The sequence below is a fragment of the Streptomyces sp. NPDC005202 genome, assembly GCF_040608235.1.
In the GTDB taxonomy this organism is placed as follows: Bacteria; Actinomycetota; Actinomycetes; order Streptomycetales; family Streptomycetaceae; genus Streptomyces.
In genome coordinates this window covers 86,698-111,279 of the sequence record NZ_JBEXHW010000007.1, presented here as the reverse complement: position 1 = coordinate 111,279, position 24,582 = coordinate 86,698, and the positions used below count along the sequence as shown (strand labels likewise).

24 protein-coding genes and 4 pseudogenes are annotated in these 24,582 nt (G+C 70.6%); 11 read left to right on the top strand and 17 right to left on the bottom strand.

Annotation, left to right across the window (positions count from 1 at the left end; genetic code table 11):
- Positions 1-136: 136 nt before the first annotated feature.
- From ABZV31_RS14320 to ABZV31_RS14300, 5 genes are all read left to right on the top strand, one after another.
- Positions 137-1,513, top strand: coding sequence for a sugar ABC transporter substrate-binding protein (locus ABZV31_RS14320; RefSeq protein ID WP_355892728.1), 1,377 nt, complete (start codon positions 137-139; stop codon positions 1,511-1,513).
- Positions 1,510-2,457, top strand: coding sequence for a sugar ABC transporter permease (locus ABZV31_RS14315; protein ID WP_355892725.1), 948 nt, complete (start codon positions 1,510-1,512; stop codon positions 2,455-2,457). Before ABZV31_RS14320 ends, ABZV31_RS14315 begins: the two co-directional genes overlap by 4 nt.
- Positions 2,454-3,335 (top strand): carbohydrate ABC transporter permease, encoded by an 882-nt coding sequence (locus tag ABZV31_RS14310; RefSeq protein WP_355892722.1) that lies wholly within the window; start codon positions 2,454-2,456, stop codon positions 3,333-3,335. Before ABZV31_RS14315 ends, ABZV31_RS14310 begins: the two co-directional genes overlap by 4 nt.
- The gene (locus ABZV31_RS14305; protein ID WP_355892719.1) at positions 3,332-4,321 is read left to right on the top strand and encodes a zinc-dependent alcohol dehydrogenase family protein; all 990 of its coding nucleotides are present in this window, start codon (positions 3,332-3,334) and stop codon (positions 4,319-4,321) included. The genes ABZV31_RS14310 and ABZV31_RS14305 overlap by 4 nt, the downstream gene beginning before the upstream one ends.
- Before the next feature lie 102 nt (positions 4,322-4,423).
- The gene (locus ABZV31_RS14300; RefSeq protein WP_355893049.1) at positions 4,424-5,662 is read left to right on the top strand and encodes a TerD family protein; all 1,239 of its coding nucleotides are present in this window, start codon (positions 4,424-4,426) and stop codon (positions 5,660-5,662) included.
- A gap of 29 nt (positions 5,663-5,691) precedes the next feature.
- On the opposite strand, the gene ABZV31_RS14295 is transcribed toward ABZV31_RS14300, so the two are convergent.
- A complete protein-coding gene (locus tag ABZV31_RS14295; RefSeq protein WP_355892716.1) occupies positions 5,692-6,294 on the bottom strand; it encodes a helix-turn-helix domain-containing protein in 603 nt (200 codons plus the stop codon).
- Positions 6,295-6,443: 149 nt separating this feature from the next.
- Here ABZV31_RS14295 and ABZV31_RS14290 point away from each other — a divergent pair, with 149 nt between their 5' ends.
- Positions 6,444-6,938 carry a nuclear transport factor 2 family protein gene (locus tag ABZV31_RS14290; RefSeq protein WP_355892713.1) on the top strand — a complete coding sequence of 165 codons (495 nt, stop codon included), beginning with the start codon at positions 6,444-6,446 and terminating at the stop codon, positions 6,936-6,938.
- Between the two features lie 4 nt (positions 6,939-6,942).
- Here ABZV31_RS14290 and ABZV31_RS14285 read toward each other — a convergent pair whose 3' ends face one another.
- The 4 genes from ABZV31_RS14285 to ABZV31_RS14270 form a co-directional block, all read right to left on the bottom strand.
- Positions 6,943-7,971: a 1-aminocyclopropane-1-carboxylate deaminase gene (locus ABZV31_RS14285; RefSeq protein WP_355892710.1), complete on the bottom strand. Its 1,029-nt coding sequence runs from the start codon at positions 7,969-7,971 to the stop codon at positions 6,943-6,945.
- Positions 7,972-7,985: 14 nt separating this feature from the next.
- A complete protein-coding gene (locus ABZV31_RS14280; protein WP_355892707.1) occupies positions 7,986-8,633 on the bottom strand; it encodes a GntR family transcriptional regulator in 648 nt (215 codons plus the stop codon).
- A gap of 83 nt (positions 8,634-8,716) precedes the next feature.
- The gene (locus ABZV31_RS14275; RefSeq protein ID WP_355892704.1) at positions 8,717-10,300 is read right to left on the bottom strand and encodes a TROVE domain-containing protein; all 1,584 of its coding nucleotides are present in this window, start codon (positions 10,298-10,300) and stop codon (positions 8,717-8,719) included.
- 449 nt (positions 10,301-10,749) lie between these two features.
- Positions 10,750-12,195 carry an alkaline phosphatase PhoX gene (locus tag ABZV31_RS14270; RefSeq protein WP_355892701.1) on the bottom strand — a complete coding sequence of 482 codons (1,446 nt, stop codon included), beginning with the start codon at positions 12,193-12,195 and terminating at the stop codon, positions 10,750-10,752.
- 317 nt (positions 12,196-12,512) lie between these two features.
- Between ABZV31_RS14270 and ABZV31_RS14265 the strand changes: the two genes are divergently transcribed.
- Positions 12,513-12,653 carry a hypothetical protein gene (locus ABZV31_RS14265; protein ID WP_355892698.1) on the top strand — a complete coding sequence of 47 codons (141 nt, stop codon included), beginning with the start codon at positions 12,513-12,515 and terminating at the stop codon, positions 12,651-12,653.
- A gap of 38 nt (positions 12,654-12,691) precedes the next feature.
- Positions 12,692-13,138 carry a hypothetical protein gene (locus ABZV31_RS14260; protein WP_355892696.1) on the top strand — a complete coding sequence of 149 codons (447 nt, stop codon included), beginning with the start codon at positions 12,692-12,694 and terminating at the stop codon, positions 13,136-13,138.
- A gap of 117 nt (positions 13,139-13,255) precedes the next feature.
- Here ABZV31_RS14260 and ABZV31_RS14255 read toward each other — a convergent pair whose 3' ends face one another.
- Positions 13,256-14,683, bottom strand: coding sequence for a hypothetical protein (locus tag ABZV31_RS14255; protein ID WP_355892693.1), 1,428 nt, complete (start codon positions 14,681-14,683; stop codon positions 13,256-13,258).
- A gap of 281 nt (positions 14,684-14,964) precedes the next feature.
- Here ABZV31_RS14255 and ABZV31_RS14250 point away from each other — a divergent pair, with 281 nt between their 5' ends.
- Entirely contained in the window at positions 14,965-16,800 is a 1,836-nt protein-coding gene (locus ABZV31_RS14250; protein WP_355892690.1) for an endonuclease/exonuclease/phosphatase family protein, read from the top strand.
- Positions 16,801-16,833: 33 nt separating this feature from the next.
- Here ABZV31_RS14250 and ABZV31_RS14245 read toward each other — a convergent pair.
- The 3 genes and pseudogenes from ABZV31_RS14245 to ABZV31_RS14235 all read right to left on the bottom strand — a co-directional run bounded on the left by ABZV31_RS14245 (position 16,834) and on the right by ABZV31_RS14235 (position 19,040).
- Positions 16,834-17,564, bottom strand: a pseudogene (locus ABZV31_RS14245) (SRPBCC domain-containing protein).
- Positions 17,565-17,622: 58 nt separating this feature from the next.
- Positions 17,623-18,234 carry a helix-turn-helix domain-containing protein gene (locus ABZV31_RS14240; RefSeq protein ID WP_355892687.1) on the bottom strand — a complete coding sequence of 204 codons (612 nt, stop codon included), beginning with the start codon at positions 18,232-18,234 and terminating at the stop codon, positions 17,623-17,625.
- A 99-nt stretch (positions 18,235-18,333) separates the two neighbouring features.
- Positions 18,334-19,040: pseudogene (locus tag ABZV31_RS14235) on the bottom strand (antibiotic biosynthesis monooxygenase).
- Positions 19,041-19,144: 104 nt separating this feature from the next.
- Here ABZV31_RS14235 and ABZV31_RS14230 point away from each other — a divergent pair.
- A pseudogene (locus ABZV31_RS14230) lies at positions 19,145-19,279 on the top strand (ribonuclease BN); the annotation flags it as partial.
- Positions 19,280-19,476: 197 nt separating this feature from the next.
- On the opposite strand, the gene ABZV31_RS14225 reads toward ABZV31_RS14230, so the two are convergent.
- The 3 genes and pseudogenes from ABZV31_RS14225 to ABZV31_RS14215 all read right to left on the bottom strand — a co-directional run.
- On the bottom strand, positions 19,477-20,025 hold the full coding sequence (locus tag ABZV31_RS14225; protein ID WP_355892684.1) for a DUF3618 domain-containing protein: 549 nt from the start codon (positions 20,023-20,025) through the stop codon (positions 19,477-19,479).
- Positions 20,022-20,459, bottom strand: a complete 438-nt coding sequence (locus ABZV31_RS14220; RefSeq protein ID WP_355892681.1) for a phage holin family protein — start codon at positions 20,457-20,459, stop codon at positions 20,022-20,024. Before ABZV31_RS14220 ends, ABZV31_RS14225 begins: the two co-directional genes overlap by 4 nt.
- A gap of 53 nt (positions 20,460-20,512) precedes the next feature.
- A pseudogene (locus ABZV31_RS14215) lies at positions 20,513-20,806 on the bottom strand (hypothetical protein); the annotation flags it as partial.
- Between the two features lie 153 nt (positions 20,807-20,959).
- Between ABZV31_RS14215 and ABZV31_RS14210 the strand changes: the two are divergent.
- Positions 20,960-21,463: a hypothetical protein gene (locus tag ABZV31_RS14210; protein ID WP_355892678.1), complete on the top strand. Its 504-nt coding sequence runs from the start codon at positions 20,960-20,962 to the stop codon at positions 21,461-21,463.
- A gap of 51 nt (positions 21,464-21,514) precedes the next feature.
- Here the strand turns inward: ABZV31_RS14210 and dapD are convergent, their stop codons facing one another.
- From dapD to sufU, 5 genes are all read right to left on the bottom strand, one after another.
- The gene (dapD, locus tag ABZV31_RS14205; RefSeq protein WP_355892675.1) at positions 21,515-22,504 is read right to left on the bottom strand and encodes a 2,3,4,5-tetrahydropyridine-2,6-dicarboxylate N-succinyltransferase; all 990 of its coding nucleotides are present in this window, start codon (positions 22,502-22,504) and stop codon (positions 21,515-21,517) included.
- A 168-nt stretch (positions 22,505-22,672) separates the two neighbouring features.
- A complete protein-coding gene (locus tag ABZV31_RS14200; protein ID WP_355892672.1) occupies positions 22,673-23,254 on the bottom strand; it encodes a TetR family transcriptional regulator in 582 nt (193 codons plus the stop codon).
- Positions 23,254-23,574 (bottom strand): multidrug efflux SMR transporter, encoded by a 321-nt coding sequence (locus ABZV31_RS14195; RefSeq protein ID WP_355892669.1) that lies wholly within the window; start codon positions 23,572-23,574, stop codon positions 23,254-23,256. The genes ABZV31_RS14200 and ABZV31_RS14195 overlap by 1 nt, the downstream gene beginning before the upstream one ends.
- 208 nt (positions 23,575-23,782) lie before the next feature.
- Positions 23,783-24,118 carry a metal-sulfur cluster assembly factor gene (locus tag ABZV31_RS14190; RefSeq protein ID WP_355892666.1) on the bottom strand — a complete coding sequence of 112 codons (336 nt, stop codon included), beginning with the start codon at positions 24,116-24,118 and terminating at the stop codon, positions 23,783-23,785.
- On the bottom strand, positions 24,115-24,582 hold the full coding sequence (gene sufU / locus ABZV31_RS14185; protein ID WP_355892663.1) for a Fe-S cluster assembly sulfur transfer protein SufU: 468 nt from the start codon (positions 24,580-24,582) through the stop codon (positions 24,115-24,117). Before sufU ends, ABZV31_RS14190 begins: the two co-directional genes overlap by 4 nt.

Below are 24,582 nucleotides of genomic sequence, written 5' to 3'. Positions count from 1 at the left end.
CAACCATCCCGCACGGCGGACCCGCACACCCCCACCCTGTCCGTTTCTGTCAATTTCTGCCCTAAAGAACGCTTAGGCGGATTTCAGTCGACGCATCCCCGCTGCCCATGCGTCACCGACCGATCAGGAGCACACCATGCGAACCCAGAGCCGACGGGCGCCTCGCACCTTGTTTGCCGTGGCCGCCGTAGGGACGCTGGTCACCCCGCTGCTCGCCGGCTGCTCCGGCGCCGGCGGTGCCGGAGGATCCGGATCCTCCGGCCACTCCATCAACGTCCTGATGGTGAACAACCCACAGATGGTCGAGTTGCAGAAGCTCGCCGCCGCCAACTTCACCAAGGACACCGGGATCAAGGTGAACTTCACCGTCCTCCCGGAGAACGACGTCAGAGACAAGATCAGCCAGGACTTCGCCAACCAGGCCGGCCAGTACGACGTCGCCACGCTCAGCAACTACGAGATCCCGATCTACGCCAAGAACGGGTGGCTCCACCCGATCGACTCGTACGTCAAGAGCGACACCGCCTTCGACCAGCAGGACATCCTCGCCCCGATGCGGCAGGCCCTCACCGCCCAGGACGGCAAGCTCTACGGTGAGCCCTTCTACGGCGAGTCCTCCTTCCTGATGTACCGCAAGGACGTCTTCCAGAAGAAGGGCCTGACCATGCCCGCCCATCCCACCTGGCAGCAGGTCGCCGACCTGGCCGCCAAGGTGGACGGCGCCGAGTCCGGTATGAAGGGCATCTGCCTGCGCGGGCTGCCGGGCTGGGGTGAGGTGATGGCGCCGCTGACCACGGTCGTCAACACCTTCGGCGGCACCTGGTTCGACAAGGACTGGAAGGCACGGCTGGACTCCAAGGAGTTCAAGCAGGCCACGCAGTTCTACGTCGACCTGGTCCGCAAGCACGGCGAGTCCGGCGCCGCGCAGTCCGGCTACGCCGAGTGCCTCAACAACATGACCCAGGGCAAGACGGCGATGTGGTACGACGCCACGGCCGGCGCGGGTTCACTGGAGGCCGCCGACTCCCCCGTCAAGGGCAAGATCGGCTATGTCCCGGCCCCGGTCGAGAAGACCGAGAGCTCCGGCTGGCTCTACACCTGGGCCTGGGGCATCCAGAAGGCGTCCAAGCACGCGGACGACGCCTGGAAGTTCATCTCCTGGGCCTCCGGCAAGGACTACGAGAAGCTCGTCGGCAAGTCCACGGGCTGGTCGAATGTGCCGGCCGGCAAGCGTGCCTCGACCTATGACATCCCGGAGTACCGCAAGGAGGCGGCCGCGTTCGCGGACGTCACCCGGGACGCCATCTCCAACGCCAAGCCCAACAACCCGGGCGTGCAGCCCCGCCCCGCGCCAGGCATCCAGTTCGTCGGTATCCCCGAGTTCACCGACCTGGGCACCAAGGTCTCCCAGGAGATCAGCTCCGCCATCGCCGGCCGGGAGTCCGTCGACAGCGCGCTGAAGAAGTCGCAGCAGCTCGCCGAGGCCGTCGCCAAGAAGTACGAGGGATCATGACCGTGACGACCTCTGCCCGGGTCGCCGCCGCCACCGCGCGGCCGGCGGCCCGGCCGTCGAACCGTATACGTGCATGGGCCACCCGGGCCCCGCTGCTGCCCGCGCTGATCTTCATGATCATCGTGACGCAGCTGCCGTTCGTGGCGACCCTGGTGATCTCGTTCTTCGACTGGAACGCGCTGTACCCGAAGGACCGCCACTTCGCCGGCTTCGCCAACTACGCCGACGTCCTGAGCACACCCGAGCTGCGCAAGTCGGTGTGGACGACCGTCCTGCTGACGGCCACCGTGGTGCTCGTCAGCCTGCTGCTCGGGCTGGTGCTGGCGCTGCTGCTGGACCGCCGCTTCCGTGGCCGGGCCGCCGTACGCACCATGCTCATCGCGCCCTTCCTCCTGGTCCCGGTGGCGGCCGCCCTGCTGTGGAAGCACGTGCTGTTCAACCCGGAGTACGGCCTGTTCAACGGCGTACTGCACTGGATCGCAGGAGACGGCGCGCCCCAGCCGGACTGGATCTCCACCATGCCGCTGACGGCGGTCGAGGCCTCCCTGGTCTGGCAGTGGACGCCGTTCATGATGCTGATCCTGCTGGCCGGGCTGCAAAGCCGCGACCCGCAACTGATCGAGGCGGCCCGGATGGACGGCGCGAGCGACTGGCAGGTGTTCGTCCACATCACGCTGCCGCATCTGCGCCGCTACCTCGAACTGGGCGTGCTGCTCGGCTCGATCTACATCGTGCAGAACTTCGACGCGGTGTTCACCATCACCTCCGGCGGCCTGGGGACCGCGAACCTGCCGTACACCGTCTACCAGACCTTCTACCAGGCGCACGAGAACGGTCTCGCCTCCGCGGCCGGCGTCCTCGTCGTCATCGGCTCGATCGCCCTCGCGACCTTCGCCCTGCGCGTCGTGTCGTCCCTGTTCCGTGAGGAGGCGTCCCGCGCATGACGACCATCGTCACCGCTCCCTCGCAGCAACGCGCACCGCGGCGGACCCGCTCCGGCCGCAGCCTCAAGGGCGCCGCCCTGGGGGTGGCCGCCTGGCTGCTCGGCATCCTGTTCGTGCTGCCCATCCTCTGGATGGCGCTGACGTCCTTCCACTCCGAGACGGACGCGGCGACCAACCCGCCCTCCCTCACCGCCCCGTTCACCCTGGACAGCTACCGCGAGTTCTTCGGCCTGGACGGCGGCGCCAGCCCCTGGCCCGCGCTGATCAACTCGACGACGGCATCGGTGGTCTCCACCCTGCTGACGCTGCTCCTCGCCCTGCCCGCCGCGTACGCACTGTCCATCCGGCCCGTGAAGAAGTGGACCGACGTCCTGTTCTTCTTCCTGTCCACCAAGATGCTGCCGGCGGTTGCGGGCCTGCTGCCGATCTACCTCTTCGCCAAGAACGCCGGGCTGCTCGACAACGTCTGGACGCTGGTCGTCCTCTACACGTCCATGAACCTGCCGATCGCGGTGTGGATGATGCAGTCCTTCCTCGCCGAGGTGCCGGTCGCGGTCATCGAGGCGGCGCAGATCGACGGCGCCAGGCTGCCGACGGTGCTCGGCCGCGTGGTGGCGCCCATCGCCCTGCCCGGCATCGCCGCCACGGCGCTGATCTGCTTCATCTTCAGCTGGAACGAGCTTCTGTTCGCCCGGGTGCTCACGGGTGTGGTCGCCGAGACCGCCCCCGTCTTCCTGACCGGCTTCATCACCAGCCAGGGCCTGTTCCTGGCCAAGGTGTGCGCCGCGTCGCTCGTCATCTCCCTGCCGGTGCTCGCCGCGGGGTTCGCCGCCCAGGACAAGTTGGTCCAGGGCCTGTCGTTGGGAGCCGTTAAATGAAGGCCGCCGTCATCGAGTCCGTGGGCCGCGCCGTCGTCTCCGAGGTTGCGGACCCGACGCCAGGGCCCCGCGAGGTCGTCGTCGAGGTCGCGGCCTGCGGTCTGTGCGGCACGGATCTGCACATCCTTCAGGGGGAGTTCGCGCCCAAGCTGCCGATCGTGCCGGGGCACGAGTTCGCGGGCGAGGTGGTCGGCGTGGGCACCCAGGTCACCGAGGTGTCGGTCGGCGACCGGGTGGCCGTAGACCCGTCCCTGTACTGCTACGAGTGCCGGTACTGCCGTACCGGCCACAACAACCTCTGTGAGCGGTGGGCCGCGATCGGCGTGACGACGGCCGGCGGAGCGGCGCAGTACGCGGTGGCACCGGTGGCCAACTGCGTGAAGCTCCCCGAGCACGTCCGCACCCAGGACGCGGCCCTGATAGAACCGCTGTCCTGCGCGGTGCGCGGCTACGACGTCCTGCAGTCCCGGCTGGGCGCGCACGTCCTGATCTACGGCTCCGGAACGATGGGCCTGATGATGCTGGAGCTGGCCAAGCGGACGGGTGCGGCGAGCGTGGACGTGGTCGACGTGAACCCGGCGCGGCTGGAGACGGCGCGGAAGCTGGGCCTGTCGGCGTCGGCGGCGAACGCGGACGAGCTGGACCGGCCTCAGGGCTGGGACGTGGTCGTCGACGCGACCGGCAACGCGGCGGCGATCCAGGACGGCCTGGGCCGGGTGGCGAAGGCGGGTACGTTCCTGCAGTTCGGGGTGGCCGACTACGCGACCCGGGTGACGATCGACCCGTACCGCATCTACAACCAGGAGATCACCATCACCGGGTCGATGGCGGTGCTGCACAGCTTCGAGCGGGCGGCCGAGCTGTTCGCGAACGGGGTGCTGGACCCCGAGGTGTTCATCAGCGACCGGATCCCGCTGGAGCGCTACCCGGAGGCGCTGGAGCAGTTCGCGGCGGGCGTGGGACGGAAGATCGTCGTCGTCCCGTAGGAGCCCGTGGGAGCGCGGGCCGGGGGTCGGCCGGCTCCGCCGGATGGGCGCTGAGTAAGGGAACGGTAAAGCGGTCTCGTTCGTTCACCCGGCATGACAGCTATGACCCCCGGCTCGAACATCCCTCTCTCCGCCGCTCGCGTGGCGGTGGACGTCGCCGCACCGGTGCGGCTCGACGTATCGGGCCTGCTGCTCACCGCCGACGGCAAGGTGCGCTCCGACGACGACTTCATCTTCTACAACCAGCCGGCTGGAGCGGGCGTGACCTATCGCTCGGGGGGCGGTGCGGCGCCCGATGCGATCATCGTCGACACCACCGCCCTCCCCCCGGGCATCGAGAAGATCGTCGTCACCGCGAGCCCCGACGCGGCCGGCCAGACCTTCCAGGGCATCGAACCCACCGCCACCCTCCGCAACGCGGACGACGGCTCGGTCCTGGCGACGTTCACGCCGCCGCAGCTCGGCACCGAGACGGCTCTGGTGGTCGTGGAGATCTATCTGCGCAACGGTCAGTGGAAGGCCCGCGCCGTCGGCCAGGGGTACGCCAACGGCCTCGCCGGCATCGCCACCGACTTCGGCGTCACGGTGGACGAACCGGCCGCCCCCGCCCAGCCCGTGGCTCCGCCCGCCCCCACCGTGCAGCCGCCGGTGACCCCGCCCGCCCCGCCGCTCACCACTCCCCCGGCGCCGACGCTCGCTACTCCCCCTGCCCCCTCTGCGCCCGCCGCGCCCCCGGCCCCGCCGGCCCCCGCTCCCGGCGCCGGGAAGATCAACCTCGACAAGGGCCGGGTCAGCCTCCAGAAGAACCAGACCGTGTCCCTCGTCAAGGGCGGCCGCCCGCTGCTCTCCCAGGTCAAGATGGGCCTCGGCTGGGAGCCGGCGTTCCGCGGCGCGGACATCGACCTGGACGCCTCGGTCATCGCCTACGGTCCGCAGCGCAACCACGTAGACAGCTGCTACTTCGGCAAGCTGACCATCCTCAACGGCGCGGTCAAGCACTCCGGCGACAACCTCACGGGCGAGGGCGGAGGCGACGACGAGGTGATCGTGGTCGACCTCGGGCGCCTGCCCCAGGAGGTGACCGGCCTGGTGTTCACCGTGAACTCCTTCTCGGGCCAGAAGTTCACCGAGGTCGCCAAGGCCTACTGCCGCCTCGTCGACGCCGCGACCGACCAGGAACTGGTCCGCTTCGACCTCACCAACGCCGAGCCGCAGACCGGCGTCATGATGGCCAAGCTCATCCGGCAGTTCTCCGGCGAGTGGGAGATGACCGCCATCGGCGACTTCGTCAAGGCCCGCACCGTACGCAACATGGTGAAGCCGGCGGCCCAGGCCCTGTAGGAGGGGTACGACAGCAGGGGCGCCCCCGGTCAGGGGGCGCCCGCCCCTCGGTCCCCGTCGCCCGGCCGCAGTCCCAGTCCCTCCGTCAGCAGCGACAGGTAGCGGCGAATGTGCTTCCCCTCGCCGTTCGCCAGCTCCGACGCCGTCGCCACCCCGTGCGCCAGCCGCAGGACCTCGATCGGCTCGACGTCGGACCGCAGTGCCCCCTCCCGCTGCGCCGCCTCCACCAGCCGGGTCGCCGCGCCCTTCACCGAAGTACCGCAGGCCGTGACCGCGGCCGAACCGCCGTCCGTGACGGCCGACTGCAGCAGCGCCTTCAGGCCGCGCACCTGGATCATCCCGACGCAGAGCTCGTTCAGCCACTCCACCAGCGCCTCGCCCGGCGGCAGCTCCTTCGCGAGCTCGTCGGCCCGCGCGGCGATCTCCTCGATCCGGTCGACGTACGCCGCCTCCAGCAGCGCCCGACGGTTCGGGAAGTGCCGGTACAGCGTGCCGGAGCCGACCCCCGCCCGCTTGGCGATGTCATCGAGCGACGCGTTCTCCCCGTGCTCGGCGAAGGCGACTGCCGCCGCTTTCAGCAGCCGCTCGTAATTGCGCCGAGCGTCCGCTCGCATGGACCTGATCTGCGCCATCCAGACACTCCTTGCGAACCGGGGCCCTTCTCCGTATCTTATCGAGCATTAAACGGAGACAGTCCCCGGTTATCTCCGTGGGCGGCTCGCGGGCTCGTCACCCAGGCAAGCCGGTCCGACCGCACACCGACTGAACGGAGTCCGACCGCATGCTCACCGCTCCCACGGCCGACCCCGGGCCCCGCCGGATACTGGCCCGCTACCGCCGCGCGATGCTGAACAAGTCCGCGGACGAACTGGCCGACCTGTACGCGGTCGACGCCGTCCATGAGTTTCCGTTCCTCTTCCCGGGTATGCCCACGCGCTATCACGGGCGGGAAGAGGTACGCGCGGGCTACAAGGCCGCCTGGGGCGCAAGCCCGGCGCAGCCGCAGCAGATCCGTGAGGTGGCCGTCCACGAGTCCACCGACCCTGAGGTGATCACCGTCGAGCAGCTCGTCACCGGGACCGTGGCCGGCACCGGTAAGCCGTTCGAGTTCCCGGGCCTTGTGGTGATGCGGGTTCGCAGCGGTGCGATCGTGCACGTGCGCGACTACCGCGACTACCGCGACTACCGCGACTACATGGACGGCCTCAAAGTGGCCCAGGCGATGGGCCGGCTGCCTGCCGTGGCCGCCATGCTCGGCGGCCATCAGCCTGGATAGGTGGCTAGAACAGTGCGCTGTACGCGTTCAGCGCGGGCTGGCCGCCCAGGTGGGCGTAAAGGACTGCGGAGTCGCGGGCGATCTCTGCGCGCGAGACCAGGTCGATGAGCCCGGCCATCGACTTCCCCTCGTACACGGGGTCGGTGACCATGCCCTCCGTCCGGGCCGCCAACCGCATCGCCTCCAGCGTGGTCTCGTCGGGGATGCCGTACGTGCCCGCGTGGTACCGCTCGTCCAGCTCGACGTCCTCCTGTGTCAACTCCTTCCGTACGCCGATGAGTTGTCCGGTGCGGCGGGCGATCCGGGCGATCTGCTCGCGGGTGCGGGCGGGCTCCGCCGACGCGTCGATCCCGATCACACGGCGCGGCCGCCCGCCCGCCTCCTCGAGCGCACGGAACCCGGCGACCATGCCCGCCTGGGTCGAGCCGGTCACCGAGCACACGATCACGGTGTCGAAGAAGACCCCCAACTCCCGCTCCTGCTCGGCGACTTCATAGGCCCAGTTGGCGAAGCCGAGGCCGCCGAGCGGGTGGTCGGAGGCGCCGGCGGGGATGGCGTACGGCTTGCCGCCCGCCTCCTCGACCTCCCGCAGCGCCTGCTCCCAGCTTTCCTTGAACCCGATACCGAACCCGGCCCTCACCAGCCGCACGTCGGCTCCGGCGAGGCGGCTGATCAGGATGTTGCCGACCTTGTCATAAACGGAGTCGGGCCAGTCCACCCAGCTCTCCTGAACCAGCACGCACTTCAGCCCGGCGCGGGCGGCGACGGCGGCGACCTGGCGGGTGTGGTTGGACTGCACGCCACCGATCGACACGAGCGTGTCGCAGCCCTGCGCGAGCGCGTCCGCGACCAGGTACTCCAGCTTGCGGGTCTTGTTACCGCCGTAGGCGATCCCGGAGTTGCAGTCCTCGCGCTTGGCCCACAGGGACGCGCCGCCGAGGTGCTTGGTCAGCCGCTCCAGCCGGTGGACCGGCGAGGGCCCGAAGAGCAGCGGGTAACGCTCGTATGCTGCCAAGGACGCGGAGAGGGACACGGGGCCTCCAGGGGTCAGTCGGAGTCGGCAAGGTCGGCGAGGGTGCGCCAGATCTCCGCGGTGACACGGACCGCCTCGTCCGCGTCACCGCCCGCGCAGGCCTCGATGAGCCGCTCGTGCAGTCCCGCCGAGCGGCAGGTGCCGCCCTCCCCGAAGCGCCGTCGCTCCAGCCGGCGGATGAGCGGGGTGTAGCGGGCGACGGTGGCGGCGGCCGCGCGGTTGCCGCTCACCCGGACCAGAACGTCGTGCAGGTCGTCGTCGGCACGCAGGGCCGCGTCCACGTCACCGGCACCGACGGCGGCCGCGAACCGTTCGTTGGCCGCGCGCATCAGGTCGACGTCCGCACCGCTCAGCCGGGGCACGGCGACCCGGGTGACCAGCTCGTGCATGGCGCCCACCACAGCGGCTGCGTCCCGGACGTCGGCCGCCACGAGCGGGGTCACCCGCGTGTAGCTCTGCGGTTTGCTCTCCAGCAGCCCTTCGTCCACCAGCCGCGAGAACGCCTCGCGCACCGGCGCCCGCGACAGCCCGAGCCGCTCCGCGAGCTCGGCGTCCCGTACCACTGCGCCGGGCTCGATCTCCCCGGCCACGATGGCGTCCCGGATGGATTCGTAGGCGCGGTCCCTGAGCAGGGTGCGGCGCACGGGTCGGAGGGCCTCCACGAGCTGAAATGTTAGATGTCAGCACCTGCACGAACAAGGGCGGTGCCCGCACCGACATGCGGACACCGCCCTTGCGTCAACCGTCAGGCAGCCCACGGCCAGTCGGCGTCCCGAGCGGCCTCGAGGAGCGGGACCATCCGGAAAGCCGCGTCCGACAGCCCCCCGAAGGTGTGCCTGTTCGCCTTCCCGGACGGGCCGTGGCCCGCGCGGTAGCCGGCGAGGTTCCAGGTGTAGACCGGCACGTGCGGCGGGACCTGCTCGGTCGGGTCGCCATGGTGGCTGTACGCGTACTGCTCGTCCGTGACGATCAGCACCCGGTCGTGCTTCTTGTAGTGGCGCCGGACCGCCCCGGTGGTGTCGGTGCCGCCCAGGTCGCCGAAGCGCTCCAGGATCTTCAGCACCGATTCCCCCTTGCGGAACGGCACGCGGTTGCTCGACGTCCCGAACTCGACGAGGTCCGCGTCCGCCGCCCGCAGCGCGAGCGCCGTGCCGAAGATCGCCGCCGCGTCGGCCCGGTTGAGCTCCGAGCGGTCGGACAGCCGCGAGTAGAACATCGAGCCCGAGCGGTCGACGAGCACCAGGGTGCGGCCGGGCAGCGCGGGCACGTTGGCCAGCGAGTGGCCGAGCGCCTGCTCCAGCGGGTACGACCAGCGCAGCGACGGCGCGTGCTGGTACGCGGCGAGGTACCGGAACGGGAACTGCCGCGACCGCGCGACCTCCGCCGGGTCGCTGATCCGCGCGGCGACCAGGGCCGCCACCTCGTCGGAGACCCCGGCCTCGTCGAAGTTCCGCAGGTTGCGGACGAGCGCCATGGTGCCCATGGACGGGATCACGGCCTCCCAGGCAGCCTTGTCCATCGGCCCCTGGAGCCACCCGGCCAGTGCCTCCCAGGTGATGCCCGCGGCGGCGAGCCGCTCGGCTCCGTCGGGCGCCGTGACGACCGCCCGGCGCTCTGCGACCGGCAGCGCCATCAGCTCGCGGTGCGCGGTCAGGACGCGGATGGACGCGGGCGGCACGGCGGTGTCCGGGTTGTGCCGGCGGTCGAGGGCGTACCGGAACAGCTCGCCCTGCCACGGCTTGTCCGGGTCCGGCGCCGCGTGCACGAGGTTGAGGATGTCGCCGAAGCGGTAGCCCTTGGAGGCGGTGTCGTACTTCAGCAGCGCCTTGCCGTGGTACAGCCGTCGTACGGCGTCGGCGATGCCGCGCTTGACCGGCTTGGGCACGTTGCGGCCGTAGGTCGCGGTCCAGTACGCGAGCAGCTCGCCGGGCTCGTCGGGCCGCCGCAGCACGGAGGCCACGACCTGCCGGTTCGACGGACCGTCGGTGGCGCCCGCCTCCAGGCGGGCCTGCACGTATTCGGCGGCGCCCACGATCGAGGCCGTACGGAGGTTGCCCTCGCCGCGCAGCCAGCCGAGCAGGCCGGCCGTCCAGGACGGGTCGGCGACGGCGAGCTCGCGCACGAGCTTCACGAACCGGTCGTCGCGGTCGGCGCCGGCCTCGTAGAAGGTCTGCTGCGTAACGAGGTGGGAGACGGAGAGCAGGAAGAGCTCGGAGCGCGCGTCCCGCTCACGGCCCCGGCCGCCCTCGTAGGTACGGAGCACGCGGCCCGTCGACGTCACCCGCGAAGTGGGCTGCGCCTTGGCGGCCTTGGTGTTGAATCGCGCCATGCTGAATTCCCCCGAATTCATGTCTGTTTCTGCAACGGTTTCGGAGGGAGGCGCAGTAAAAGGAAGGTGCCCGAGGTCAGGAGTCGGCGACGGAATGCAGGCCCCCCATGGGGGAGCGGGAAGTAACCGTGGCCCGCACACCGGGCATCCACCATGTGCTGCGCCTCCCGAGATCAAGTCGGCGGCGGCGTTGAATTCGACCAGAACGAAGTAGCCGCAGCCTGCGCACCGGGAGGTGCATGAAGTTGTGGTGTCCAGAGATCGAGGTCGGCGGAACCGACAAGGTGCTCTGCCCCCTGAGCTACACCGGCCTGTTGTACCGGTGGCGGGACTCGAACCCGCGGCCTCCCCATGAAGAGTGGAAGTAGGTCCTGCCTTCGCACCTGGACGTGCATCACTTTAGGTGGACGGCCGCGGGTCGAGCGAACCATTTATTTCCCGCCCGGAGTTCAGTGGCGCTTCTGCCGCTTCCAGGGTCCGGTGATGGCGAGCATGATGCCCGGCTCCTGGATGTTGGCGAACAGGGTCTTCCCGTCGGGCGAGAAGGTGACGCCGGTGAACTCGCTGTACTCCGGCTCCTCCTCGGTGCCGATGTTCAGTTCGTTGCGGGCGATGGGGTAGGTGCGGCCGCTGTCGGTGGCGCCGAACAGGTGCTGGACGCCCTCGCCGTCCTCGGCGATGACGAGACCGCCGTAGGGGGAGACGGTGATGTTGTCCGGGCCGTCGAAGTTGCCGTCCCGGGACGGGTCCGGGTTCACGCCGAGCAGGACCTTCAGGGTCAGGGTGCGGCGCTTGGGGTCGTAGAACCAGACCTGGCCGTCGTGCTGGACGGGGCTCTCCTCGCGGGCGTAGGAGGAGACGATGTAGGCGCCGCCGTCGCCCCACCACATGCCCTCGAGCTTGCGGGCGCGGGTGATGTGGCCGTCGGTGAACTGCTTGCGCGTGGGGACGGTCTTCGCGTCACGGTCGGGGACGTCGACCCAGTCCACCCCGTACACCGTGCCGATCTTCGTGGCGCGGGAGAGGTCGTCGACGAACCTGCCGCCGGAGTCGAAGCACTTGAAGGCCTGCAGGCGGCCCGCGTCGTCGGCGAGGGTGCGCAGCTTGCCGCGGCCGTGGCGGAAACCCTCCGGCGGGGTCCAGCGGTACAGCAGGCCGTTGGGGCCGGACGCGTCCTCGGTGAGGTAGAGGTGGCCGCGCCTGGCGTCGACGACGACGGCCTCGTGGGCGTAGCGGCCGAGCGCCTTGATGGGCTTGGGGTCGCGGTTGGCCCGGCGGTCCTCGGGGTCGACCTCGAAGACGTAGCCGTGGTCCTTGGTCATGCCGTTCTGGCCGGCCTTGTCCTCGGTCTCCTCGCAGGTGAGCCAGGTGCCCCACGGGGTTTTGCCGCCCGCGCAGTTGGTGGAGGTGCCGGCGATGCCGACCCACTCGGCGACGTGGTCGCGGCGCACCTCGACGACCGTGCAGCCGCCTGAGGCGGCCGGGTCGTAGACGAGGCCCTCGGTGAGCGGCACGGGGTACTTCCAGTTGGCGCGCGGGCCCTTGAGCTCGTGGTTGTTGACGAGGAGGGTGGCTCCGCGCGGGCCGTCGAAGGTGGAGGTGCCGTCGTGGTTGGACGGGGTGAACTCGCCCGACTCCAGCTTGGTCCTGCCGCTGTAGGTGATGATCCGGTACGAGAAGCCGGCGGGCAGGGCGAGGATGCCGTTCGGGTCGGGGATCAGCGGTCCGTAGCCGACCCCGCCGTGCGCCTCCGCCGACTCCTCCCCCGCGCTCTCGGTGTCCGTGGACGCCAGGGCGTTCGGCGCGGTGGCGAGGGCGCCGACGCTGCCGGCCAGCGCGACCCCGGCACCGGTGAGCGCGGATTGTCTGGCGAAGTCCCTGCGGGTGAGCGACATGGTGTCTCCTGTGACGGTGGGAGTGCCGTGGAGGGTGGCGGACCTCGGTTCGGCGAAACCGTCCCGCCCATGCCTGAACGGGAGTTGAACACCGGGAGACTTCACCGGGCTCCGTTCCATGAATCCGTCTGCGCAGCCCCACGGGACCCAAAAGTCCCGCCCGGCCTGAGGAGTTGGCCGGAGGGTTCTTGGTAAAGAAGATCAACCGGCATGGATCACCACCCATCCGATGATTTACGGCGAAACGCCTTGACCGCGGGGTGTGCAGGGCAATAGACACGCCACTACCTGAAGAACCCCGGGGGAGGCGAGCCGAAGTGGACGCACGTCGTGCGCGCAGCCTCCATGAGGGCCGGCTGATGAGCCTGCCCAATGTGACGGGGGTCGGGACCGGGAAGGACGAACGCACGAACGTCCGCGCGCTGCTGCGCGTCGAGATCGCCGAGCGGCTGGCCTGACGGCCGCCGCATTCCCTACGAGGGAAAGGCTCATTCCCATGACCACACAGGCACGCAGGCAGAAGGGCGCGGCCGCGGTCGAGCGCCGCTTCCACAACGCACAGGGCGCGGAGGTCAAGACGCGGGACGAGGCGTTCGCCGCACAGCAGGACGTGTCCGCCGAGGCGGTGTCCAGCACGGCGAAGCTGGAGCTGCACAACGGCGCGGTCACCTTCGGCATCGAGGTGAAGTACAACCCCAACACCCACCCGTACGTCGTGCTCGGCGGCCGGATCACCTCCGGCATCTGCGGCGCACCCTGGGACATCACGGGCGGCTTCGTCGGCGACACGATCCGCCTCGACGCCAGGCGCACCGAGTCCGGCTCCTGCGCCGACACGATCACCATCGTCGGCGAGTTCCAGAACCCGCCGGCCTACCGGGGCACGTACGGCTTCAACGGGGCGACGTCGTCGTTCAAGCACACGACGGTCTATCACTGCTGAGGCGGTGGGTGAGTTGCGGCGGGGAGCGGTACTTCCCCGCCGCAACGGCGCTCAGCCACGACGGCGTGGTCCGGGGGTCCACGCCGTCAAGGCAGTCGGCAAGGTGCCGAACCGCCCTCAACCCCCATGCTGCGAACGCGCCTTGAAGGCGGCCTTGCGCGCCTCCTTCGCAATCTTCTTGTCCGGATGCAGCCGCCCCATCGCCTCGAGCACATCCGCCGTCGCCGGGTGATCCACCCGCCACGCCGCCGCGAAGAACCCACTGTGCTGCTGGGCCAGCCCCGTCACCAGGGCGTGCAGCTCGTCCGAGTCCCCTTCGGCCGCAAGCTGCGCAGCAATCGTGTCGATGGTCAGCCAGAACACCATCTCCTGCGACGGCGCCGGCACGTCCAGGACGCCCCGTTCGGTCAGCCAGACCCGCGCGAGCCCGCCCAGCTCCGCGTCGTCGAGCACCTCCCGCAGCGCCGGCTCGGCCTCCGTCCCGACCAGGGACAGCGCCTGCTGACAGCGCAGCCGCCGCAGCGGCGCCCCGGCGTCCGTGCCGCGCGCCGCGGCGAGCAACTCCCGTGCGGCGAGCAGCGGTTCGCGGCGCGCCACCCACTGCTCGGTCTCGGCCTGCGCCGCCGCCGGCGGAAACGCGGCCGTCCCGTCGAGCAGCGCGTCGGCCCCCTTGTCCGCGAGGTCCCCGACCGCGGGGGCCTCGTAGCCGGCCTCCAGCAGCCGGGCCCGCAGCCCGTACAGCCCGAGCGGCGTCAGCCGCACCATGCCGTAGCGGGCGACGTCCACCTCGTCGACCGGCGCCGACGGCTCCTCCTCGGCCTCCGTCATGAGCGTCTCGTCCACCGGCCGGTACTCGACGAGCCCCGCCGGCTCCAGCAGCCGGAACTGGTCGTCCAGCCGCATCATCGCGTCGGAGACCTGTTCCAGTATGTCGTTGGTGGGCTCCGCCATGTCGCTGGGGACGATCAGCGAGGCGGCCAGCACCGGAAGCGGCACCGGACCGTCGGCGGGCCCGTCCTCACTGACGGTCAGCAGGTAGAGGTTGGCCAGTACCCCGTCGAGGAACTCCGCCTCGGCCTCCCGGTCCCAGTCCAGCGACGAGAGGTCGACCGTGCCGCCCTCGTCCATCGCGTCGATCAGGCCCTCCAGGTCCGGCACGCTCGCGTCGGCCAGCACCGACTCCAGCGCGCCCCGCCACACCGAGAGCACGTCGTGCGGCGAACCGCCGGTGAGCAGGCCGAGGTCCTCGCCCGCCGCGACGGTGCCGGCCTCCGCGTCGACGACCTCGACGAGCCCGGTGTCGACGGCGACGCGCCAGGCCTCGCCGGCGCAGGCCGCCGCGTCGTCACCGCTCAGCCCGAGCACCTCGGCTGCGGCGGGCAGCTGCTCCTCCACCAGCCCGCCGTCGGCGTCGACGCGTGTCTCGGGCCCGGCCCAGCGGGCGAGCCGCGCGGCGCGCGACAGCAGCGGGGTGGCGAGGGCGTCCCGGGCCAGTTCCGGTTCGGAAGTCAGCCGCACCGGCGGCAACGGGGACCTGTCTGACATCGGCTGGTTCTCCTAGAGGGCCTTGAAAGCCGTACGACTCAGCCGCTCAGCCTAGACGGATTTCCACCGATGCCGCCCGGTTCATCTCTCCGTCAGCAGCCGTACATGGCCGAAACCTTGACAACTGGCCTGACCACGCAGGAGATTGACGCGCGTAGAAATTAGGGGGACAGCTGTTCACTGATCTCTGCGCGCGTCGCCACCGCCCCACCGGTCGCGGCCCCACGGTTCCACGCTCCACCCTCGTCCCGACGCTCACGTACGTCCCCGGAGGGATCCCGTTGCCGAGCAAGTCTTCCGCGCGTCTCGCCGCGCTGACCGTCGCCGCCGTCTGTTCCGCGGCGGCTGCCGCCCAGATGATTGTCCTCCCCACGCCCGCGCACGCGGACTCCGTGCGCATCCACGACATCCAGGGCACGACCCGAATATCGCCGCACGCCGGCCAGAAGGTCACGGACGTGGCCGGAATCGTCACCGGTGTGCGCACCTACGGCTCGTCGAGAGGTTTCTGGATCCAGGACCCGGCCCCGGACGACAACCCGGCGACCAGCGAGGGCGTCTTCGTCTTCACCAGTTCCACCCCGAAGGTCGCCGTCGGTGACTCCGTCACGGTCACCGGCACGGTCTCGGAGTACGTCCCGGGCGGCACCTCGTCCGGCAACCAGTCGGTGACCGAGATCACCAAGCCGACGGTCACCGTGGTCTCCAGCGGCAACGCGGTGCCGGCCCCGGTCGTCGTCGACGCGAAGTCGGTGCCGGGCGCATACACCCCGGCCGGCGACGCCGCCGCGAACGGCTCGGTCAACGGCCTGACCCTGCAGCCGTCGAAGTACGCCCTCGACTACTACGAGTCCCTGGAGGGCATGAACGTCCAGGTCGCCGACACGCGCGTGGTCACCGCCACCGACCCGTACAGCGAGCTGTGGGTCACGGTGAAGCCGTACGAGCACCGCGACCGCCGCGGCGGCACGGTGTACGGCTCCTACGACTCCCAGAACACCGGCCGGCTGCAGATCCAGTCGCTGGGCTCGACCGCGGACTTCCCGGTCGCGAACGTCGGCGACACCCTCACCGGCACCACCACCGGCCCGCTGGACTACAACCAGTACGGCGGCTACACCCTCGTCGCGAGCCGGCTCGGCACCCTCAAGAGCGGCGGCCTGCAGCGTGAGACGACCCGCAAGCAGTCCCGGGGCGAGCTGGCGGTGGCGACCTACAACGTCGAGAACCTCGACCCCTCCGACGCCACCTTCGCGGCGCACGCCTCCGCGATCGTGAACAACCTGCAGTCGCCCGACATCGTGTCCCTGGAGGAGATCCAGGACAACAACGGCGCCACCGACGACGGCACGGTCGACGCGAGCCGGACGGTGACCAAGCTGATCGACGCGATCGTCGCGGCGGGCGGCCCGAAGTACGACTGGCGCTCGGTCGACCCGGTCAACGACCAGGACGGTGGCGAGCCGGGCGGCAACATCCGCCAGGTGTTCCTGTTCAACCCCGAGCGGGTCTCCTTCACCGACCGCCCGGGCGGCGACTCGACCACCGCCGTCGGCGTCACCAAGGAGCACGGCAGGGCGGCCCTGACGGTCTCCCCCGGCCGGATCGACCCGACCAGCGACGCCTGGAAATCCAGCCGCAAGCCGTTGGCCGGCGAGTTCGTCTTCCGTGGCCGCACGGTCTTCGTGATCGCCAACCACTTCCCCTCCAAGGGCGGCGACCAGGGGCTGACCGCGCAGTACCAGCCGCCGACGCGCAGCTCGGAGACCCAGCGCCACCTCCAGGCGGCCGAGGTGAACTCCTTCGTCAAGGACATCCTGAAGGTCCAGAAGAACGCGGACGTCGTCGCGCTCGGCGACATGAACGACTTCGAGTTCTCCGACACCGCCCGGATCCTCGAGGGCGACGGCGAGCTGTGGTCGGCGATCAAGTCGCTGCCGAAGAGCGAGCGTTACACCTACGACTACCAGGGCAACAGCCAGGTCCTGGACCAGATCCTGGTCAGCCCGTCGATCCGGCGCGGCTGCGACTTCGACTACGACAGCGTGCACATCAACTCAAAGTTCCACGACCAGATCAGCGACCACGACCCGCAGGTGCTGCGGTTGCACCCGTAGCACCCGCGGAGCGTGCCGGACGGGGTCGCGCGGTCAGGCATAGACCCCGTTCAGCCATTCCTGCCAGGCGAGTTCGTTCGCCTTGGCGTCGGCGTCAGGCGCGAAGTCGTGGACGCTGATACCGACCGGCGCGCCCCAGTGGTTGCGGCCGAAGAAACGGATGAGGGCGTCGTCGGTGCGCAGCCCGATGAAGTACGGGTTGCGGTAGTCGAGTACGGCGTCCAGGACCCGCCCGCCGGGCCCCTGGGCGCTCACCGCGGCGCCCTCGGCCGTGTCCTGCGGCAGGCCGAGGGCCCGGGCGAGAGCGGTGAAGGCGCCGGCCGCCTTCGACGCCTCGGGGCCGTTCAGGGTCGCGAAGGCGACCGGGCGGGGCGCGAAGTGGGTCAGGTACTCGCGCAGCGTGTGCAGGTAGAAGTCGGTGTGCTTGTTCGCGCCGTCGTACTGGTTGTCCCAGTCGTCGACGAAGATGCCGCTGTGCACGTACCGCACCCAGGCGCGGCGGCCGCCGTCGCGCGGTTCGATGGTGTGATCGAGCTGGTTGAGGGTCTGCTGGGACATGCCCTCGACATCCTCGACCCGGTTGGTGTAGCGGTGCGGCGGGTCCCAGGCAGTGACCGTGGACCCGAAGGGTCCCCTGCCGCCCACGCGGGGCTCGGGGGGCTCCATCGGCCACAGATACCCTCCGGTGCCGGTGGTGATCGCCTCCCACACCTCCTCGGGCGTGGCGTCGACCTCGAACTAACGATCTCGAATTCCTTGGACATGGCGGGCTCCTGCTTACTGAGATTCGAGTTACTGAGATTCGAGTTACTGAGATTCGAGTTACTGAGATTCGAGTTCCGGGGCGCTGTGGTCCTTGACCGTGGGATGGAGGGCGACGACGATCCGGTGGTCGCGGCCGCCCTCGGCGCCGGGCGCGTCGTACTTGCGGATCAGGGCGCTCACGCCCGCCGTCAGCTCCTGGACGAACGCGGCCCGGTCGGCGGCCGAGGCGAAGCGGACCTCGCCGTCCAGCGCGTACGTCGCGAGCCGCTTGCGGGCCTTCGCCGCGCCGGTGATCAGCGAGCCGACGTCCCGGACGAGCCGGGCGCCGAGGGCGAGCAGCCAGCGTGCGGAGCGCTGGTCGCGGAAGCGGTCCGGGTCCGGCTGCACGGCGGCGAGGGCGAGCGGCGAGATGACGTACGACGCGGCGGTCGCGCGCATCAGCCGCTCGGTGACGTTGCCCTTGCGGCGCTCCCCGGACAGCTCGACCAGGCCGTGCCGCTCCAGCGCCTTGAGGTGGTAGTTCACCTTCTGCCGGGGCAGTCCGACCTTGCCCGCCAGCATGGCGGCCGACGCGGGGCCGGCCGCCAGCTCGGCGAGCAGCCGGGCCCTTGTGGGGTCCAGGGAGACGACTGCAGCCTCGGGGTCCTCGATCACGGTCACGTCCAGCACGGGTCCAGCGTCTCACCGAAAACTTTTTTTGTCCAGACGGTTGAAGTTTCCGGTAAACGAGGAGGAGGAGCGTGGGCCGCGGAGGTCAGTCAGGGGAGGTCACTCGGGCACGAGGCCGAGTGCGTGGTCGTAGCGGCTGACCGTGGTGCTCTTCAGTCCGGGCCAGGTCTGGACGCGCTCCCACTGGGCCGTCGCCGAGCCGACGCCGTCACCGGGAGCCGCCAGGGCCTCGATGTGCGCCTGGGCGCTCTCCCACTCGGCGTAGTTGAGGACGCTGGTGCCGTCGGTGCTCAGGTGTAAGTGGGCGGCGATCCCGCCGGGATGCGGGTGCGGCTCGCCCTCGAGCGCCTCGAAGACGGCGTCGACCCAGGCGCGCTGCCGCTCGGGGTCGGGGCCCTCGAACTCGACGTCGACGATCACGATGCAGCCGGGGACGCGGCCGCCGCGGTCGGCGAGACCGCCGCTGCGGTAGTGCCGGTACCGAAACCAAGGCCCAACCGCTCGATCCCCGGCACGGCGGTGTCGATCTCGTCGACGCGCTCCTGGCGCCGGGTCTTCACGAACGCCTCGTACGCCTGCTCGCTCGTCCACTGCGAGTAGTGCAGCAGGGTGGAAGTGTCGTGGCCGGTGTACACGTGGTAGGCGAGCAGGTCGTCGGCGGGCCAGGGGCGGCGTTCCCACGTGGTGGCGATGGCCTCGACGGTCTGCCGCTGCCGCAGGGGTGTGCCCACGCGCCAGGTGCTGAAGAAGGGCACGCCGATGCGGGGGTCGGCGAGATCGGGGTGGGCGTCGGTACGACGGGTCATGGGACCCTCCGGTGATCGTCAGCGGATGAAGTGCACCCACCCTCCAACCTCAACCAAGATTGAGGTCACTCCGCGATTCGGGCCCACCCGTTCGGGAGACCCGCCTGGCCATGGACGGCAAGGACGGTCCCAGTCGGTTGCCCGCACGGTCGTGGCGGGCGGTGGTGCGGCGCACGGCGCGGGAGTTGCTGGACGACGAACTCTCCGACCGTGCGGCCGCGTTGACGTACTACGGCGTGCCGGGACACGCGGGCGTGGCCGCCGAAGCCGAGGGCGGCGCGAGGTAGGTGACCGGCGTCGGGAGCTGACCGTCGGCTCCACTACGAGCAGGGAGTACTCCCAGGCGGGCTGATTTGTGCCGACCGGCACCCAAGAGGCCGCCCCCGCCACGTGGGCGGGGGCGGCCTCTGTCCTTCCCTGTCGGCCGTCGGTCGCATCAGTGGCGCCTGTGGTGCCGCCGTGCCATCACCCCGGCCGCGACGACCGCCGCGCCCGCCGCGCCCGCGATCATCAGCGCGCGGGGGTGGCGGCGGCCGGCCTGGACGGCGGTGCGGACGGGCTGCGGGGCCGAGTGCTCGACCGCGTGGCTCGCGTGTGTCGCCCTGTCCTGGACCGTGTGACCGGCCCGCACCGCCCTGTCCTGGACCCTGTGACCGGCGTGGGCGGCCCTCTCCTGGACCCTGTGACCGGCGTGGGCTGCCCTCTCCTGAACCGTGTGGCCGGCCTGAGAGGCCTTTTGCTGGACCCTGTGTCCGGCCTGCGCGGCCGTGCTGCACAGTTGGACCGTCATCGCGTCGGCCTTGTCCCTCAGGTCGGCCGCCCGGGCCTTCGCGCGGCCCATCACGTCGATCTTCGCGGCCAACTCCTCGACGGTGTCGCCGAGTTGGCTCCTGGTCTGTTCGATCTGCTCTCGCAGCTCGTCGGGGCCCTTGGCTCCGGCGGCCGGTGTGGACCCGCCGCCCGTCCCCTGTGTCCTGTCCGTCATCGGTGGTGCACCCTTTCCCTGATCTCCTCGACGTCCGCCCTGACGCTGCCGAGCGTCTCCTCGGGCGCGGGCGGCGCGGCGCGGCGCAGCTGAGCGCGGCCGGTCGCGGCCAGCAGGCCCGCGACCGCGAACAGCACGGCCGTCACGATGAGCGCCGCGGCCCACACGGGCAGCGTCAGCGAGAGCGCGGCGGTGGCCGTACCGGCGAGCGCGATCAGTCCGACGTGGGCGATGGCGCCTGCGGCGCCGAGCAGCTCGCCGCCGCGCCCCGCACGCCGTCCCTTCTCCGCCAGCTCCTCCTTGGCGAGGGTGACTTCCTGCCGTACGAGCCGGGAAAGCTGTTCGGTGGCCTCATGGACGAGCTCGCCCACCGAGCGGTCGCCCACCGGGTGGTACTCGCTGCGCACGGGCCTGGCGTCCGTGGTCCCGGTCACGATGCTCCGCCTCCTCTCGGTTCGGACCATCCGGGTACCCCGGGACGCCCCCGCTACCCCTTCCCGGTGCCGCCGCCCCCGCGCTCGCCGAGACGGGCCAGTTGGGTCTGGAACCAGTCGAGCCGGGCCTGCAACAGGGCGGCCTCCGCGACGAGTTCGGGCACGCCAAGCCCCGCGGCGACGCCGAGCCCCTCGGGCACGCCGGGACCGGCAGCGGCGGGCTGCTGGGCGTCGCCGCCCGCCACGACCCGCAGCCCGTCCCCGGCCAGCCGGGCGAAGCCGGCGAGCGTCACGGACGTACGGCCGCGTACGCAACCCGCGCACGTGGCGGCCAGGACCCGCCAACCGTCCGTCGGCACCGATGTCGCAGGCGACGAGCGAGTCGTTGCCGGCCCAGGCGAGCAGCTGCTGCCCGTGCGCGTGCGGCCGCTCGTCACTATGCCTGTCCGCCCGCGGAAATTTCCGTCGGTCCCGCGCCGCAGGTGCCGTACGGTGGCTCCGTGAGCCGCCCCCTGCTGTTCCTCGACGTCGACGGCCCCCTCAACCCGTACGCCGCGCAGCCCGAGCGGCGCCCCGCGGGCTATACGACGATCCGGGTGGCCCTGCACCCGGGCCGGGCGCTGCGGGTCTGGCTGAACCCCTCGCACGGCCCCGCGCTGCTGGACCTCGGGTACGACCTGTGCTGGGCCACCACGTGGATGGACGCGGCGAACCGCTGGATCGCCCCCGTCGTCGGCCTGCCCGAGCTGCCGTACGTCGAATTCGGCAAGGGCCTGTTCGCCATCCGCCCCGACGGTGTGCACTGGAAGACCGAGGCGATCGTGGCCTACGCCGAGGGGCGGCCCTTCGCCTGGGTGGACGACGAGCAAAGTCCGGCGGACACGGCCTACGTGGCTGCCGAGCACTCCGCGCCCACCCTGCTGCACCACGTCGACCCGAGGCTCGGCATGCGCGAGGCGGACTTCGCGGCGCTGGCGGAGTTCGCGGACTCCGTGGCGCCGTGAACGACGAGGCGCCCTCCCGGGCGGCAGGAGGGCGCCTTGGTGCCGGGTGCGTCAGTTGTGGCTGTGCAGGATCTCGTTCAGACCGCCCCAGACCGCGTTGTTCGGGCGGGCCTCGACCGCGCCGGTGACCGAGTTGCGGCGGAAGAGGATGTTGGAGGCGCCGGAGAGTTCGCGGGCCTTGACGATCTGGCCGTCGGGCATGGTCACGCGGGTGCCCGCGGTGACGTACAGGCCGGCCTCGACGACGCACTCGTCGCCGAGCGCGATGCCGACGCCCGCCTCGGCGCCGATCAGGCAGCGCTCGCCGATGGAGATGATCACGTTGCCGCCGCCGGACAGGGTGCCCATGGTGGACGCGCCGCCGCCGATGTCGGAGCCGTCGCCGACCACGACGCCGGCCGAGATGCGGCCCTCGACCATGGAGGTGCCGAGGGTGCCCGCGTTGAAGTTCACGAAGCCCTCGTGCATGACGGTGGTGCCCTCGGCGAGGTGCGCGCCGAGGCGGACCCGGTCGGCGTCGGCGATGCGGACGCCCTTCGGGACGACGTAGTCCGTCATGCGCGGGAACTTGTCGACCGAGGTCACCTGCAGGTGCAGGCCCTCGGCGCGGGCATTGAGGCGCACCTTCTCGATGTCGTCGACGGCGACCGGGCCGAGCGAGGTCCAGGCGACGTTGGCGAGGAAGCCGAACATGCCGTCCAGGTTCTGGCCGTGCGGCTTGACCAGCCGGTGCGACAGCAGGTGGAGGCGCAGGTAGACGTCGTGCGCGTCGATCGGCTTGTCGTCCAGCGAGGCGATGACCGTACGGACCGCGACCACCTCGACGCTACGTCGGGCGTCCGGGCCGATCGCCTTCGCCGCGCCCTCGCCGAGCAGCTCCACGGCCCGCTCGGCGGTCAGCCGCTCGGTACCGGACGGGCCGGGCTCGGCGGCCAGCTCGGGCGCGGGGAACCAGGTGTCGAGAACGGTGCCGTCGGAGGCGATCGTGGCAAGGCCGGCGGCAACGGCGCCGGTGGTGCGGGGAGCAGTCGTGTCGGTCATGAGGGAAACCTAACCGGCGGGAGGCCGTGGAGGCGAACCAGCGCGGCGCCGTCTCAGGTGGCGGGCGAGTGGGCCGGGTTCCGGGCTGACCCACCGCACCGGCGCGGCGCCGTCCCAGGTGGCGGGCGAGAGGCGTGACGGCGGCATTCAACGGCGTCATTCAAACGGTCAGGCGTCCGACCGAGGACCCAGATCCGGATCCGGACCCGGACCCGGCGGAATGACCCGCGCGAGCACCTCACGCGCGTACCGCTCGTCGTACGACGCCCCGGTCAGCAGCACCTGCAGACAGATCCCGTCCATCAACGCCACCAGCGCCCGCGCCGTCACCGGGTCCGTGCGGCGGGACAGCATCTCGGCGAGGTCCTGGGCCCACTCGGCGGCCACGGGACGCAGCGCCGGGCGGCGCAGGGCGGCGAGATAGAGCTCGTACTCCAGCTCCACCCCGGTACGGTCCCCCGCGAGCCAGTCCCCCATCCAGCCCGCCAGTTCCTCCGCCAGGTCGGTCCGCGGGTCCTCCAGGCCGCCCCGCGCGGCGATCACCTTGGCGAAACCCTCGTTCGCCTGCCGCAACGCGGCGATCAGCAGCTCGTCGAGGGTCGAGAAGTGGTACGTCGTGGAGCCGAGCGGCACATCGGCCTCCGCGGCGGCGGAGCGGTGGCTCAGGCCGGCGATGCCCTTCTCGCCCACCACCCGGATCGCCGCGTCGATGATCCGCTGCCGCCGCTCCGGGTCGTAACGCCGGGGCATCAGTGGGCTCCGCCCAGGTTCAGGACCACGACCCCGCCGACGATCAGCATGATCCCGGCGACCTTGGCCACGCCCAGCCCCTCCCCGAACAGCACCAGCCCGATAGCCGCCACGGCCGCGGTGCCGACCCCGGACCAGATCGCGTACGCCGTGCCGATGGACACGGTCTTCAGGGTCTGGGCGAGCAGCACGAAGGACACGACGTACCCCAGAAGGGTCACCAGCGAGGGCCCCAGCCGGCTGAAGCCGTCGCTGTACTTCATGGCGGTCGTGGCGGCGACTTCGGCAGCGATGGCACCGGCGAGCGTCAGGTATCCCATGCGGTGGAGCGTACCGAGCCATGTGTACGGCCGTACACATCAGTCGTTGTTCTGCCAGGACACCACACCTGCCCCCGTGCGCCGTCCTACCCGGGCGTGATCATGCTGGCGTCGGTCAACTTCCCCGGCCGCTTCCTGCACCGGCAGAGAAGTAACGAGAAACGGCGAGGCCCACTCGGACCTCGCCGTTCGTTTCGGCTCGTGGATCTCAGACGTTGAACCCGAGCGCCCGCAGCTGCTCGCGGCCCTCGTCCGTGATCTTGTCGGGGCCCCACGGCGGCATCCAGACCCAGTTGATGCGCAGCTCATTGACGAGGCCGTCCGTGGCGGACTTGGCCTGGTCCTCGATGACGTCCGTCAGCGGGCAGGCCGCGGAGGTCAGGGTCATGTCGACAGTGGCGATGTTCGCCGACTCGTCGATGTGGATGCCGTAGATCAGGCCGAGGTTGACGACGTCGATGCCCAGTTCGGGGTCGACGACGTCCATCAGGGCCTCGCGGAGCTCCTCCTCCGAGACCGGCTTCATCTCCACGGTGTCGCTCATGCCGTCTTCCTTTCGGCGTCGGCTCCGCCCAGCGCCTGGGCCGTCGCGTCCTTCCAGGCCATCCAGCTCAACAGGGCGCACTTGACCCGGGCCGGGTACTTGGACACCCCGGCGAACGCGACCGCGTCCTCCAGGATGTCCTCCATCGCGTCGTCGGGCTCGATGCGGCCCTTGGACTGCATCAGCTCCAGGAAGGTCTCCTGGATCTTCTGCGCCTCGGCCAGCTCCTTGCCGACGAGGAGTTCGTTCAGTACGGAGGCCGAGGCCTGGCTGATGGAGCAGCCCTGGCCCTCGTACGAGACGTCCTCGATGGTCGTGCCGTCGTACTTCACGCGCAGCGTGATCTCGTCGCCGCACGTCGGATTGACGTGGTGCACCTCGGCGTCGCCATCCCGCAAGCCCCGCCCGTGCGGGTTCTTGTAGTGGTCCAGGATGACTTCCTGGTACATCGAATCCAGCTTCAC